Raw genomic sequence first — 13,025 nt, 5'->3', positions numbered from 1 at the left:
GCCCGCGCCGCGGCCGCGCGGTCGCCGGCGCCGATCGCGAGCCCGACGCGCGCCGTCGCCGCCTGGCCGAGCCCCATCGGCACCATGAAGGTCATGGAGGCGACCTGCACGGCGATCGCGTGCGCCGCGACCGCCAGCGCGCCCAGCCAGCCCATTGCGATCGCGGCGAAGGCGAAGACGCCGATCTCGAGCAGCATCGCGCCCGCGATCGGCAGGCCGATCACCGCCGCCTCGCGCAGCCGCGCCACGTCGAGGCGCCAGAGCCGCCCGAACAGCCTGAAGCGCCGCAGGTGCCGGTCGCGCGCGATCAGCGCCACCAGCCCGAGCAGCATGGCGAGGTTGCAGAGCGAGGAAGCGAGACCGGCGCCCACCACGCCGAGCGGCGGCAGCCCGAGCCCGCCATGGATCAGCCAGAGGTTCAGCGGCACGTTCAGCGCGATGCCCGCGACCGAGACCGCGAGCGCGGCTCCCGGCCGCTGCTCGGCCGCCAGGAAGCCGCGCAGCACGACGAAGGCGCAGAAGCAGGGCATGCCCCACATCAGCGCCCGCACATAGTGTCCGCCGAGCTCGGCCAGGCGCGGCTCCTGCCCGAGCAGCAGCAACAGCGCCTCGGCGTGCCACAGCAGCAGCCAGACCGGCAGGGTGGCGATCGCGACGGCCCAGAACGCCGCGCGCACGTCGCGCCGCATGCCGCGCACGAAGCCGCGTCCGCGCCCGCGGGTCTGCGCCGTCATCGGTGCCGCGGCCATGGCCAGCCCGAAGCAGGGGGCGAGCGCCGCGAAGAACAGGTTGGCGCCAAGCGTCGCCGCCGCCAGCTCCTCCGTCCCGAGCCGGCCGAGGAAGACTGTATCCGTCAGAGTCAGCGCGAATTGCGAGAGGTTCGTCAGGACCAGCGGCCAGGCGAGCGCCAGCATCGCCCGCGCTTCCGCGCGCCAGGCGGCCCGTTCGCGCGGCAGTGTCGCGACGCTGTCCATGGCCGACCTCTAGCCCGGCCGCGGCCGATGCATCCATGCCGGCAGCGCAGCCCGCGCCTGGGCCTGCCGCATGGAGTGCGCTACATGCGCCGTCCACACGCCTTGGAGTCGGCCCGATGCAGCGACGCCTCCTGCTTGCCGCCCCCGCAATCGTGACCGCGGCGGCCCTCGCCACGCCCGCGCGCGCGCAGCCGCAGATCGTGACCGAGGAATTCATGGTGCCGACCGGCGATGCCGGGATCGAGGTGTTCCTGCGCTCCAAGCGGCCAGAGGGCGCCGCATCCTCGCCGGCGCGGACGCTGCTGATGGTGCACGGCGAGGTCTTCGGCGCCTCGACGAGCTTCGACCTGCCGCTGATCGGCGTCTCCTGGGTCGATTATGTCGCGAGCCGCGGCTTCGACGTCTGGACCCTCGACATCCGCGGATTCGGCCGCTCCTCCCGCCCGCAGGAACTGGCGCGCGCAGCGGATCAGGGCCAACCCGTGGCGCGCGGCGCGGAGGCGCTGCGCGACCTTGCCGCGGCGGTCGCGCATATCCGCCGCACGCGCGGCCTCGAACGGCTGTCGCTGCTCGGCCATGGCTGGGGCGCGGCGCTGGCCGGGCGCTTCGCCGCCGAGAACGCGGCGCAGGTCGAGCGGCTGGTGCTCGTCTCGCCCGACTGGCTCCGCGACGGGGCAAGCCGCACCGATCCCGGGGACGCGCTCGGTGCGTGGCGCCCGCTCACGCAGGCGCAGCTGCGCGAAGGCATCCTGGCCCAGGCGCCGGAGGACCGACGCGCCGCCTTGCTGCCGCCTGGCTGGTTCGAGCACTTCGCCGGCGTCACCTGGGCGCTCGATCCCGACGGCATCCGGCAGAACCCGCAGGTGCTGCGCGTGCCGAACGGCCCGGTCGCCGACGCGCGCGAATACTGGAACGCCGGGCGGCCGTTCTGGGACCCGGCTTCGGTGCGCGCGCCGGCGCTGATCGTGGTGGGCGAATGGGACCGCACCGCACCGCCGGCGCGCGGCATGGCGCTGTTCGAGCGGCTCGCCGCATCGCCGGGCAAGCGCATGGTCGTGCTCGGCGAAGGCACGCACCACATGTGGCTCGAGCGCAATCGTGGTGCGCTGTTCCAGGCGGTTCAGGTCTTCCTCGAGGAAGCCGCCTGAAATCTTCTCCACCTTCCCGCTTGCCGCCTGCCGCTTCGTTGCGCGGCATCATGCCCTGGCGTCGAATGCGCTGCCGCCGCCATGGCGGAGTCGAGGGGATCAGGGGATCATGATGCAGGTGCTTCGCCGCGGCCTCGCGGCCGCGCTGGTGTTGGGCGGGCTTGCGGCGCCGGCGCTGGCGCAGTCGAACGACCCGTCCTTCCGCGTGAACAACCGATCGGGCGTCACGATCAACGAGATCTACGTCTCCTCCTCCAACGACAATTCCTGGGGGCCGGATCGGCTGGGCGCCAACGTCCTGGCGCCGGGCCAGACCCTCGTGGTGCGGCTGCCGCAGGCGCAGTGCATCAACGACATCCGGATCGTCTACGCCAATGGCCAGGTGCATGAGCGCCGGCGCGTGGATACCTGCCAGATCACCGACTACAACATGCAGTAGATTTCGGCCGCGGGAGGCCGGCCATCTCCGGCCTTCCCAAGGCGCATGCAGGCGCCCGTCGCGCACGCCCTCAGTGCGGCAGGGGCAGCCTGACGACGAAGGTGGCGCCGCCGCCTTCCGTCTCCTCGACCACGATGCTGCCGCCATGCGCCTTCGCGATGGTGCGGCACAGCGCGAGGCCGACACCCGTGCCCTCTCCGTCGGGCTTGGTCGTGAAGAACGGGTCGAAGACCCGCTCCCGGAGGGCCGCAGGCACGCCCGGCCCGTTGTCGGCCACCCGCAGCACCGCGGAACTGCCATCCCGCTGCAGGCTGACCACGATGCGCCCGGCCGTCTGCGCCGCGGCCAGCGCGGCGCGCGCATTGCCGACCAGGTTGCCGACGAGATGCGCGATCTGGTCGGAATCGCCCAGCAGCGGCGGCAGGTCGCGCGCGAGGTCGACCTCCAATGCGATCCCGGCAGCCCTTACCGGCTCGAGCGTCAGGTCGAGCCCCATCTCCGTCGCCTGGACGAGGTCCACCGGATCCCGGCGCGCGGGCTTGCGCCGCGCGCTGGCGAGCAGGCTCGCCACGATGCGCCCGCAGCGCTCGGCTGCCGCGCGGACCTTCTCCGCGCGCTCGGCGAAGGGCGTACCCTCCGCCTCCTCGGCCAGCAGCAACGACTGCGCCGCGACGACGGCCAGCGGATTGTTGATCTCATGCGCGACGCCCGCGAGCATGGAGGCGATTGCCGACAGGCGCTCGTTGCGTCGCAGCGCGTCGCGGCCGGCCCGCCTCGCGCGTTCGGCGTCCCGGCGGGCGGTGATGTCGATGTAGGTGTTCACCCGCGTGCCGTCCGGCAGTCTCTCGCGCCGCACCTCGATGCAGCGCCCGTCGGGCCGCATTTCCTCGAAGCGGCCGACCGGCGCTGTCATGATCTCGGCGATGCGGCGCGAGACGAGCTCCTCGACAGGTCGGCCGGACTCCTCGTGCGCGTAGAATTCGCCGCGGCGCAAGCGGTTGCGCACGAAATCGGCCAGCGGCGTCCCGGGTGCGCCGAGGTGATCGGGGAAGCCGTACATCTGCAGGAAGCCGCGGTTGCAGAGCACCAGGCGCGCGTCCGGCGACACGACGTTCACCCCGTCCGCGATGCCGCCGAGGATGGCCTGCAGTTGTTCGCGCTGGGCCGCGGCCTCCTCCTCCCGCAGCTTGATGTCGGTGAGGTCCCGCATCGAGTTGATGAAGGCGTCGGCGCGCCGGCCGGGCTCGCCGAAGGGCGCGAAGTTGTAGGCGATGTAGCGCCGGCCGTTGCGCTGGTAGTCCACCCAGCCCTCGCTCCGCACCACCTCGCCGGCCAGCGCGCGCTCCGCGATGGGATCGAGCTTCGCGACGAGGTCGGGGCCGATCAGCTGCAGCGTGGTCATGCCGAGGATCTCCGCGGCGCCACGGCCCGCGAACTCGCAGAACTCCCGGTTGACATAGAGATACCGCCGGTCCCGGCCGATCACGCAGACCCGCGCTGGCGCGGCGTCGAGCACGCCGCGCAACAGCGCGACCTCCTCCTCGACCGTGCGCGCCCGCGGAGGCGGGGGCGTGGCCGTTCCGCTGTCAGGCCTCGGCGGTCGGATCGAAGACATAGCCGGCGCCGCGCACCGTCTTGATCACCGCCGGACGCTCCGGCACCGCCTCGATCTTGCGCCGGATCCGCGCGATGCGGACGTCGATCGAGCGGTCGAAATGCTCGTCGCCGCGGGGATGGGCGAGGTCGAGCAGGATCTCGCGGGTCAGCACCCGCCCCGGGCGTTCCGCGAAGGCACGCAGCAGCGCGAATTCGCTGGGGCCGAGAGGGATCTCGGCGCCGTCGGCCCCGGTCAGCCGCCGCAAATCGAGATCGAGCCAGGTGCGTCCCATGCGCACCCGCTTCCCGGCCGGAACCGCGGGTGTCGCGGCGGCCGCCAGCTGCGCGCCATGCGCCGCCTCGCGCCGCCGCAGCACGGCGCGCAGCCGTGCCAGCAGCTCCCGCAGATCCACCGGCTTGGCGACATAATCGTCGGCGCCGACCTCGAGCCCCGCCACGCGATCCACGACGTCCCCCGCCGCGGTGAGCATCACGATTCCGACATCGCTCTCGGCGCGCAGCGCCCGGGCCACCGACAGCCCGTCCTCGCCCGGCATCGTGATGTCGAGCACGACCAGATCGGCCGGGCGCTCGGCGAGCAGCCGGCGCAGCGCCACGGCGTCCTCGGCGCGGCGGACATCGAGGCCCCGGCGCGCGAGGTACTCCGCCACGGCCTCCCGCAGGTCGGGCTCGTCGTCGCAAACGATGATGGCGGCGGTCTCGGCCATGCTGCCCTCCGCGAATCAGGCCGGCATCCGGTGCCCGGCAAGACCGGCTCCTTAGCTTACTCGGTCCTCGTGCGTGCAACAGACGACATGCAGATCAGACCGGCGCGACATCATGGTGACACGACGCCTGCGTAGGGGAAGCCTCGCGCCACCTTATCCCGGGACGATCGGATGTCATGCCCGCCCTCTGACACCTTGTGGGACGCCCTGCGCCGGTCCTGGCTCGGCGGCAGATCACACGCGATCCGCCTGCCGGAGCCCGCCTCGAGAGCGAAGTGGCGGGTCGCCGACAGGGGCCCCTTGCCGGGCGATTGACAGCGCAGGCGACACGGCGACTCATTCTCGTGCGCCGCCGGTCCGGCGGCGCGGGAGCACGCCATGGACGACCACGACCAGACCAAGAAGCCCTTCAAGCTGCGGAGCCAGCGCTGGTTCGACGATCCGTCCGACCCCGGGATGACCGCGCTCTACTGCGAGCGCCAGCTCAACTTCGGCATGACGCTGGACGAGTTGCAGTCCGGCCGTCCGATCATCGGCATCAGCCAGACCGGCTCCGACATCGCCCCCTGCAACCGCCACCACATCCACCTGGCGCAGCGCGTACGGGAAGGCATCCGCGACGCCGGCGGCGTGCCGCTCGAATTCCCAGTCCATCAGATCCAGGAGACACTGAAGCGCCCGACCGCGGCGCTGGACCGCAACCTGCAATACCTCTCGCTGGTCGAGATCCTGCACGGCTACCCGCTCGACGGCGTCGTGCTGACCATCGGCTGCGACAAGACGCCGGGCGCGGCGCTGATGGCGGCGGCGACGGTCAACATCCCCGCCCTCGCGCTGTCGGGCGGGCCGATGCTGGATGGCTGGCACAAGGGCCGCCTCGCCGGCTCCGGTACCATCGTGTGGGAAGCGCGGCGCCTGCTCGCGGCCGGCGAGATCGACTATCGCGGCTTCATCGAGATGGTGGCCGCCAGCTCCACCTCCTGGGGCCATTGCTCGACCATGGGCACTGCGCTGTCCATGAACAGCCTGGTGGAAGCGGTGGGCATGAGCCTGCCGGGCTGCGCCGCCATCCCGGGCCCGCACCGGGAACGTGCGCAGATGGCCTATTGGACGGGCCGGCGCATCGTCGAGATGGTGCGCGAGGACCTGAAGCCGTCCAAGGTCATGACCAAGAAGGCCTTCGAGAACGCAGTCGCCGTCGCCAGCGCGATCGGCGCCAGCTCCAACTGCCCGATCCACATGATAGCCATCGCGCGCCACATGGGCGTCGAGCACACGCTGGAGGACTGGCAGCGCGTCGGCGCCGACATCCCGCTGCTGGTGGATTGCCAGCCCGCCGGCCGCTTCCTCGGCGAAGGCTTCCATCGCGCCGGCGGCGTGCCGGCGGTGATGAAGGAACTGCTCGACGCCGGCCGCCTGCATGGCGACGTGATGACGGTGACCGGCAAGACGGTGGCCGAGAACCTGAAGGACGTCCCGCCGCCCGAGCGCGAGGTGATCCGCGCCTATGCCAAGCCGATGAAGGAGAAGGCGGGCTTCCTCGTGCTGACCGGCAACCTCTTCGACAACGCGGTGATCAAGGTCAGCGTCATCGACGAGGATTTCCGCAAGCGCTTCTTCTCCGAGACACCCGACGTCTTCGAGGGCAAGGTCGCCGTCTTCGAGGGGCCGGAGGATTACCATGCCCGCATCGAGGACCCCTCGCTCGGCATCGACGAGCGCACCGTGCTGGTGATCCGCAATTGCGGGCCCGTCGGCTATCCGGGCAGCGCGGAGGTGGTGAACATGCAGCCGCCGGCCGAGATGATCAAACGCGGCATCAAGGCGCTGCCCACCATGGGCGACGGACGGCAGAGCGGCACCTCCGGCAGTCCCTCGATCCTCAACGTCACGCCGGAAGCGGCGGTCGGCGGCGGCATCGCGCTGCTCAGGCATGGCGACCCGATCCGAATCGACCTCAAGACGCGCCGCGTGGACGTGCTGATCCCGGCCGAGGAGCTGGAGCGGCGCCGCGCCGCCTGGACGCCGCCGAAGCTGGTGGACAAGACGCCCTGGGAGAAGATCTACCGCGCCGATGTCGGCCAGCTCGGCACCGGCGCCTGCCTCGAGAGCGCGACGCTGTTCCTGAACATCCTGGAGACGTGCGGCGAATCCCGTCACAATCACTGAGAGGGAGGAACCGCACATGCCAGGACGTCTCGCAGGGCGCCGCGCGCTGGTGACGGCGGCGGCGCAGGGGATCGGGCGCGCCGCCGCGCTCGCCTATGCGGCGGAGGGTGCGGAGGTCATCGCGACCGACAAGGACGCGGCCAGGCTCGCGGAACTCCGCGCACCGGGCCTCACCACCCGCGTGCTCGACATGCTCGACCCGGCGGCGATCGCGGCGGCGGGGCAGGAGGCGGGCGCGCTCGACATCCTCTTCAACTGCGCCGGCTTCGTGCACCAGAACACGGTGCTCACGGCGACGGATGCCGAATGGGACTTCGCCTTCGACCTGAACGTCCGGTCGATGTGGCGCATGGTCCGCGCCGTGCTGCCGGGCATGCTGGAGCGCAAGCGGGGCGCCATCGTGAACATGGCCAGCGCCTGCTCCTCGCTGAAGGGCGCGCCGAACCGCTTCGTCTACGGCACCACCAAGGCCGCGGTGATCGGCCTGACCAAGTCCATCGCGACCGAGTATGTGCGCGACGGCATCCGCTGCAACGCGATCTGCCCCGGCACGGTGGACACGCCGAGCCTCGGCGAGCGCATCGCCGCCAACGCCGCGCAGGCTGGCAGCGTGGAGGCGGCGCGCGCCGCCTTCGTCGCGCGCCAGGCCATGGGACGCCTCGCCACGGCGGAGGAGATCGCCGCGCTGGCCGTCTACCTCGCCAGCGACGAAAGCACCTTCGTCACCGGCCAGGCGATGGTGATTGACGGCGGCTGGATGTTGTAGCGGCTTGTCCAGTCTAGGCGGCACGCAACGCACGCGTTAGGGATCGACGCATGAAACTCCTCCGATACGGCCCACCCGGCGCCGAGAAGCCCGGCCTGCTCGATGCCAACGGCACGATCCGCGACCTGTCGGGCGTGATCCCCGATCTGTCCGGCGACGCCCTGTCGCCGGCCGGCCTGGCGAAGATCGCCGCCCTTGATCCGGCGAAGCTGCCCGCCGTGACCGGCAACCCGCGGCTCGGCCCGCCGGTGACGGGGATGAAGAACCTCGTCTGCATCGGGCTCAACTACGCCGACCACGCCGCCGAGACGGGCGCGCCCATCCCGAAGGAGCCGATCGTCTTCCTGAAGTCCCTCAACGCGCTGAGCGGGCCGAACGACGACGTCGTCATCCCCCGCAACAGCGTGAAGACCGACTGGGAGGTCGAGCTCGCGGTGATCATCGGCACCCGCGCCAAGTACGTGTCGGAGGAGAACGCGCTCGACCACGTGGCGGGCTACGCCGTCGGCAACGACGTGTCGGAGCGCGAATGGCAGGCCGAGCGCGGCGGGGCCTGGGACAAGGGCAAGGGCTTCGACACCTTCGGCCCGCTCGGGCCCTGGCTGGTGACGAAGGACGAGATCCCCGATCCGCAGAACCTGTCGATGTTCTGCGACGTGGACGGCGTGCGCCAGCAGGACGGCTCCACCCGCACCATGATCTTCGGCGTGAAGCAGGTGATCGCCTATGTCAGCCAGTGCATCACGCTGAACCCGGGCGACGTGATCTTCACCGGCACGCCGCCGGGTGTTGGCCTCGGCAAGAAGCCGACGCCGGTGTTCCTGAAGGCCGGGCAGGTCATGCGCCTCGGCATCCAGGGCCTCGGCGAGCAGCAGCAGAAGCTGGTCGCCTCCGACTGATGCGCGCGCTGGTCCTCGCGCTGCTGCTCGTGCCGGGCCTCGCGCTCGCGCAGCAGCAGCAGCGGCCGCAGCAGGCGCCGCGTCAGGACGATCTCGGCGCCCAGGTGGACCGCAATCTCCGCACCTGCGTCGGCAACAGCCAGGACATGGCGCTGGCGGCGCGCTGCATGGATGCGCAGCGCGCCACCATCGCGCCGCGTCTCGATCGCGCGGTGGAGCGGTTGCTCGCCACCCAGCAGGATCCGGGGCGCCGCGCGGCGCTGTCCGAGGTGCAGGCGGCCTGGGCGACCTATCGCGACCGACGCTGCGACTTCGCCGGCACGAATCCCGACCGTGCCGCCGAGGCCGCCGCCGATCGCGCCGCCTGCCTGCTGCAGTTCGACGTCGGTCGCATCGTGGAGATCGAGGCCACGCTCGAGCCGCCGCGCCCGGCGCCGCAGCCCCAGCAGCAGCGCAGATGACCGACGGCCCGATCCTCCTGATCTTCGACTTCCCGAACACCGCCTTCGGTCCCGACCGGACCGAGGCGCTCAAGCCGCTGGCCGAGGATATCGCCGGTCAGTCGGGCCTGCTCTGGAAGATCTGGACCGAATCGCCAGAGAAGGGGCGTGCCGGTGGCGTCTACCTCTTCGAAAGCCGCGCCGCGGCCGAGGCCTATCACGCCATGCACGCGAAGCGTCTCGCCGCGCGCGGCGTAACGGCCATCGAGGCCACCTATCGCAGCATCAACGAGACGTTGAGCCGGATCGACCGCGCCCCGATCCCCTGACCGGCTGGCCGGTCCTAGGATGGCGGGAACCGTGGAGGAGCCCGCCATGCAGCCTCGGTCCGACGAAGTCGTCCCACGTCCCGTCTGCGCGATCACCGGTCGCGAATTGCCTCGCAAGGCAGTCGCCATTCTCGGCAACCTCCGCCCGGGCCTCGTCGAGCGCATCCGCCGCGAGCATCCAGCCCTTTCCGACGACGCGGTGCTGGATGTCGCCCAGGTCAACAGCTTCCGCCGCCTCTATGTTGAGGAGCTGCTGCGCGAGGAGCATGGCGAGTTCACCGAACTCGACCGCCAGGTGACGGAGAGCATCGCGAAGCAGGACACGATCGCGGAGAACATCGAGGCGCAGTTCGACGAGCGGCGCACGGCCGGCGAGCGACTGTCCGATGGGCTGGCGGCCTTCGGCGGGTCCTGGGCCTTTTTGATCGTCTTCGCTGGTGTGATGGCCGCCTGGATCCTCGTGAACCAAGCCGAGGGGGAAGGGGCCTTCGACCCCTATCCGTTCATCCTGCTCAACCTCGTGCTGTCCACCATCGCGGCAATCCAGGCGCCCATCATCATGATGAGCCAGAACCGGCAGGAGGCGAAGGACCGGATGCGCTCCCTCAACGACTACCGCGTCAATCTGAAGGCCGAGCTCGAGATCCGCCACCTGCACGAGAAGCTGGACCACCTGATCGGCCGCCAATGGGAGCGCCTTGCGGAGATCCAGCAACTCCAGATCGAGCTCATGCAGGAGGCACGCCGCAGCAAGGGCTGACCGCCAACCTTCATGCGGCTGACGCGTTGCGGGTAGCGGCCGAGGGAGACGCCGAATGGGAAGCTGGGTGGCCCTGGTGCTGGTCGCGCTGGCCGGCGGCACCGCGCTGGAGACGCGCTATTTCGACAGCCGGGCAGCGTGCGAGGACTGGGCGTCGCGCATCACCACACCCTCCGCGGCGCTGCGGCCCGACGCCGGCCATCAGGTCGCGGGCTGCTTCCATGTGCGCGAGCTGATCTCGCAGCTCGCACAGGGGCGGTGACGCGCCCTCACATGGTCGCGCCGATCACCCAGGGCGCGAACTCGCTCGAGCCGAAATCGTAGCCCTCGCTCTTCGTCTTCTCGCCCGAGGCGACGCGCAGCATCAGCTCGAAGATCCGCTCGCCGCACTGCGCCACGCTCTCTTCGCCGGTCAGGATCGTGCCGCAGTTCACGTCCATGTCGTCCGACATGCGCTCGTACATCGGCGTGTTGGTGGCGAGCTTGATGGAGGGCGTGGGCTTCATCCCGAAGACGCTGCCGCGGCCCGTCGTGAAGCAGAGCAGGTTCGCTCCGCCCGCCACCTGGCCCGTGGCACCGACCGGGTCGTAGCCCGGCGTGTCCATGAAGACGAAGCCCTTGGCCGTCACCGGCTCGGCGTAATCGTAGACCGCGGTCAGGTTCGTCGTGCCGCCCTTCGCCATCGCGCCGAGCGACTTCTCGAGGATCGTCGTCAGCCCACCCGCCTTGTTGCCGGGCGAAGGGTTGGCGTTCATCTCGGCGCCCTCCCGCGCCGTGTACTCCTCCCACCAGCGCATCTTCGCGACCAGCTTCTCGCCCACCTCGCGCGAGACGGCGCGGCGCGTCAGCAGGTGTTCCGCGCCATAGGTCTCCGGCGTCTCCGACAGGATCACCGTGCCGCCGTGCCGCACCACGAGGTCGGAGGCCGCGCCGAGCGCCGGGTTCGCCGTGATACCCGAATAGCCGTCCGAGCCGCCGCATTGCAGCGCCACGATCAGCTCGGAGGCCGGCACCGGCTCGCGCGTCACGCGGTTCGCCTCGGCCAGCACCTCGCGCACGAAGGCGATGCCGGCTTCCACGGTCTTCCGCGTGCCGCCCATCTCCTGGATGTCCATGTTGCGCAGACGGCCGCTGAGCTTCTGCTCCTCCAGCATCGGGCCGAGCTGGTTCACCTCGCAGCCCAGGCCGATCGCGATCACGTGGCTGAAGTTCACGTGCCGCGCGAAGCCGGCCAGCGTCTTGCGGAGCAGCCGCAGCGGCTCGCCCATCGTCATGCCGCAGCCGGTCTTGTGGGTCAGCGCCACCACCCCGTCCACGTTCGGGAACTCGGCCAGCGGGTCGTGGCCGGTAAAGGGGTTGCGCTTGAAGGCGTCCGCGATGAGGTCGGCGACATGCGCCGAGCAGTTCACGCTCGTGACGATGCCGATGTAGTTGCGCGTCGCGATGCGTCCGTCGGCGCGGCGGATGCCCATGAAGGTCGCGGGCTGCGGCACGTGCAGCGTTGGCTTCGCGTCCACGCCCCAGGCATAGTCCTTGGCGAAGTCGCCCATGGCGCAGTTGTGGGTGTGCACCCAGTCGCCCGGCGCGATCGCCTCCGTTGCGAAGCCGATGATCTGGCCGTAGCGCCGGATCGCCTCGCCCTTCGCATGCGCCCGTGTCGCGACCTTGTGCCCGGGCGGGATGCGCCGGTCGCGCACCGCGACGTTCTCGCCGACCGGCGTGCCCGGCGGCAATGCGATGCGGGCGATGACCACGCCGTCCTCGGGCGACAGGCGGATGACGGGCGGCAGCGTGACGGCGTCCATGGCGGGCGTTTCTCCTCGGGCGCGACTTTAGGCCGGTCGATCAGGCGACCGGAAGAGCCGCCGCCGCCGGCAGGCGCAGCACCGCGGCGCCCGGCAGGCCCGCCGCAAGCTCCGCGACATGCGCGTGATGGGTGAAGAGGATGACCTGCACCTGCCGCCCCAACTCCGCGAGCAGCCGCAGCGCGGCCTGCGCGCGGGCCTCGTCGAAGCTCGCCAGCAGGTCGTCGGCGATGAAGGGCAGGGGCTCGGCGGCCTCGGCCTGGATCTGCAGCGCGGCGACCCGCAGCGCGAGGTAGAGCTGGTCGCGCGCGCCCTCGCTCAACTGGTCCATGGGACAGGCCGTGCCGTCGGGGCGCAGCGCGCGCAGCACCGGCGCGCCGCCATCATCCTCCTCGGTGGCCAGCCGGACGTAGCGCCCGCCGGTGAGAAGCGCGAAATGCCGTGTCGCCGCCTGCAGCATCGGGCCCTGCTGCTCCTGGCGCAGCCGCTCGATCCCAGCCTTCAGCAGCCGTCGCGCGAGGTGCAGCCGGGCATAGCGCTCGGCCGCCGCCTGCGCCTCGGCCAGCGCCTGGCGCGCATCCTGCGCGAAGGCCGCCGCGTCCCGGCCGGCCCGCAGTCGCTCGACCTCGCCCTCCACGCGCTGCCGCTCCCCGCCGAGCCGCTCGCGGTCCGCGTTGAGCTCGTGCTGCCGCGCCTCGATCGCGACGAGGCGCGCGGCGGCCCGGTCCGGATCGAAGCCGTCGAGCTCGGCGCGCAGCGCTGCTTCGTCGAGCCCATCCGCCTGCTCCCGCAGCCTGGCCTCTTCCTGCATGAGCGCCGACGCCAGCGCGTCGCGGCGCGCCGCGCGCTCCACCGCCTCCCGCAGCGCGGCGAGATCGGCGGTGCCGGCCGCCCCGTGCAGCCTTGCGAGTTCCGCCTCCGCCTCCTCCAGCGCGGCCCGCGCCACAGCGGCGGCCGCGCGGCGTCCCTCGG

General features: G+C 71.4%; 14 protein-coding genes. 9 read left to right on the top strand and 5 right to left on the bottom strand.

The genetic code is table 11. The annotated features are described in order from the left end of the window. A partial coding sequence (locus tag L2I40_RS09490; protein ID WP_237214660.1) for an MATE family efflux transporter occupies positions 1–974 on the bottom strand: 974 nt, incomplete at its 3' end. Positions 975–1,090: 116 nt separating this feature from the next. On the opposite strand from L2I40_RS09490, the gene L2I40_RS09485 reads away from it, so the two are divergent. Both L2I40_RS09485 and L2I40_RS09480 read left to right on the top strand, forming a co-directional pair. Beyond that, a complete protein-coding gene (locus L2I40_RS09485) occupies positions 1,091–2,122 on the top strand; it encodes an alpha/beta hydrolase (protein ID WP_237214659.1) in 1,032 nt (343 codons plus the stop codon). Positions 2,123–2,231: 109 nt separating this feature from the next. After that, the gene (locus L2I40_RS09480; protein WP_237214658.1) at positions 2,232–2,561 is read left to right on the top strand and encodes a hypothetical protein; all 330 of its coding nucleotides are present in this window, start codon (positions 2,232–2,234) and stop codon (positions 2,559–2,561) included. A 70-nt stretch (positions 2,562–2,631) separates the two neighbouring features. Here L2I40_RS09480 and L2I40_RS09475 read toward each other — a convergent pair whose 3' ends face one another. Both L2I40_RS09475 and L2I40_RS09470 read right to left on the bottom strand, forming a co-directional pair. After that, the gene (locus L2I40_RS09475; RefSeq protein ID WP_272910952.1) at positions 2,632–4,176 is read right to left on the bottom strand and encodes a PAS domain-containing sensor histidine kinase; all 1,545 of its coding nucleotides are present in this window, start codon (positions 4,174–4,176) and stop codon (positions 2,632–2,634) included. Continuing rightward, entirely contained in the window at positions 4,148–4,885 is a 738-nt protein-coding gene (locus L2I40_RS09470; protein ID WP_237214657.1) for a response regulator, read from the bottom strand. Before L2I40_RS09470 ends, L2I40_RS09475 begins: the two co-directional genes overlap by 29 nt. A gap of 378 nt (positions 4,886–5,263) precedes the next feature. On the opposite strand from L2I40_RS09470, the gene L2I40_RS09465 reads away from it, so the two are divergent. Genes L2I40_RS09465 through L2I40_RS09435 form a run of 7 tightly spaced genes read left to right on the top strand, consistent with a single transcriptional unit; the run spans position 5,264 to position 10,510 of the window. Then, complete coding sequence (locus L2I40_RS09465) at positions 5,264–7,054, top strand: IlvD/Edd family dehydratase (protein WP_237214656.1); 1,791 nt, start codon at positions 5,264–5,266, stop codon at positions 7,052–7,054. Positions 7,055–7,070: 16 nt separating this feature from the next. Next, positions 7,071–7,820 (top strand): SDR family oxidoreductase, encoded by a 750-nt coding sequence (locus tag L2I40_RS09460; protein ID WP_237214655.1) that lies wholly within the window; start codon positions 7,071–7,073, stop codon positions 7,818–7,820. 50 nt (positions 7,821–7,870) lie between these two features. Next, positions 7,871–8,719 carry a fumarylacetoacetate hydrolase family protein gene (locus L2I40_RS09455; RefSeq protein ID WP_237214654.1) on the top strand — a complete coding sequence of 283 codons (849 nt, stop codon included), beginning with the start codon at positions 7,871–7,873 and terminating at the stop codon, positions 8,717–8,719. After that, positions 8,719–9,180: a lysozyme inhibitor LprI family protein gene (locus L2I40_RS09450; RefSeq protein ID WP_237214653.1), complete on the top strand. Its 462-nt coding sequence runs from the start codon at positions 8,719–8,721 to the stop codon at positions 9,178–9,180. The genes L2I40_RS09455 and L2I40_RS09450 overlap by 1 nt, the downstream gene beginning before the upstream one ends. Then, positions 9,177–9,488, top strand: a complete 312-nt coding sequence (locus L2I40_RS09445) for a monooxygenase (RefSeq protein ID WP_237214652.1) — start codon at positions 9,177–9,179, stop codon at positions 9,486–9,488. The genes L2I40_RS09450 and L2I40_RS09445 overlap by 4 nt, the downstream gene beginning before the upstream one ends. A 46-nt stretch (positions 9,489–9,534) precedes the next feature. Beyond that, a complete protein-coding gene (locus L2I40_RS09440) occupies positions 9,535–10,248 on the top strand; it encodes a DUF1003 domain-containing protein (RefSeq protein ID WP_237214651.1) in 714 nt (237 codons plus the stop codon). Between the two features lie 55 nt (positions 10,249–10,303). Beyond that, positions 10,304–10,510, top strand: coding sequence for a hypothetical protein (locus L2I40_RS09435; protein ID WP_237214650.1), 207 nt, complete (start codon positions 10,304–10,306; stop codon positions 10,508–10,510). Positions 10,511–10,517: 7 nt separating this feature from the next. Here the strand turns inward: L2I40_RS09435 and L2I40_RS09430 are convergent, their stop codons facing one another. Together L2I40_RS09430 and L2I40_RS09425 are read right to left on the bottom strand one after the other, a co-directional pair. Continuing rightward, positions 10,518–12,053 carry a UxaA family hydrolase gene (locus L2I40_RS09430; protein ID WP_237214649.1) on the bottom strand — a complete coding sequence of 512 codons (1,536 nt, stop codon included), beginning with the start codon at positions 12,051–12,053 and terminating at the stop codon, positions 10,518–10,520. A 40-nt stretch (positions 12,054–12,093) separates the two neighbouring features. After that, the coding region (locus L2I40_RS09425; RefSeq protein ID WP_372491037.1) for an ATP-binding protein at positions 12,094–13,025 on the bottom strand (932 nt) is incomplete at its 5' end.

The sequence above is a fragment of the Falsiroseomonas oryziterrae genome (assembly GCF_021864505.1).
Lineage (GTDB): Bacteria > Pseudomonadota > Alphaproteobacteria > Acetobacterales > Acetobacteraceae > Falsiroseomonas > Falsiroseomonas oryziterrae.
The sequence above is the reverse complement of the archived record's forward strand: the minus strand, read 5'-3'. Positions and strand labels throughout refer to the sequence as shown.

Excerpts from the sequence above, each read along its gene's own strand:
- L2I40_RS09485 (WP_237214659.1), top strand. The coding sequence starts at position 1,091 with ATGCAGCGACGCCTCCTGCTTGCCGCCCCCGCAATCGTGACCGCGGCG.
- L2I40_RS09480 (WP_237214658.1), top strand. The coding sequence starts at position 2,232 with ATGATGCAGGTGCTTCGCCGCGGCCTCGCGGCCGCGCTGGTGTTGGGC.
- L2I40_RS09475 (WP_272910952.1), bottom strand. The coding sequence starts at position 4,176 with ATGTCTTCGATCCGACCGCCGAGGCCTGACAGCGGAACGGCCACGCCC.
- L2I40_RS09470 (WP_237214657.1), bottom strand. The coding sequence starts at position 4,885 with ATGGCCGAGACCGCCGCCATCATCGTTTGCGACGACGAGCCCGACCTG.
- L2I40_RS09465 (WP_237214656.1), top strand. The coding sequence starts at position 5,264 with ATGGACGACCACGACCAGACCAAGAAGCCCTTCAAGCTGCGGAGCCAG.
- L2I40_RS09460 (WP_237214655.1), top strand. The coding sequence starts at position 7,071 with ATGCCAGGACGTCTCGCAGGGCGCCGCGCGCTGGTGACGGCGGCGGCG.
- L2I40_RS09455 (WP_237214654.1), top strand. The coding sequence starts at position 7,871 with ATGAAACTCCTCCGATACGGCCCACCCGGCGCCGAGAAGCCCGGCCTG.
- L2I40_RS09450 (WP_237214653.1), top strand. The coding sequence starts at position 8,719 with ATGCGCGCGCTGGTCCTCGCGCTGCTGCTCGTGCCGGGCCTCGCGCTC.
- L2I40_RS09445 (WP_237214652.1), top strand. The coding sequence starts at position 9,177 with ATGACCGACGGCCCGATCCTCCTGATCTTCGACTTCCCGAACACCGCC.
- L2I40_RS09440 (WP_237214651.1), top strand. The coding sequence starts at position 9,535 with ATGCAGCCTCGGTCCGACGAAGTCGTCCCACGTCCCGTCTGCGCGATC.
- L2I40_RS09435 (WP_237214650.1), top strand. The coding sequence starts at position 10,304 with ATGGGAAGCTGGGTGGCCCTGGTGCTGGTCGCGCTGGCCGGCGGCACC.
- L2I40_RS09430 (WP_237214649.1), bottom strand. The coding sequence starts at position 12,053 with ATGGACGCCGTCACGCTGCCGCCCGTCATCCGCCTGTCGCCCGAGGAC.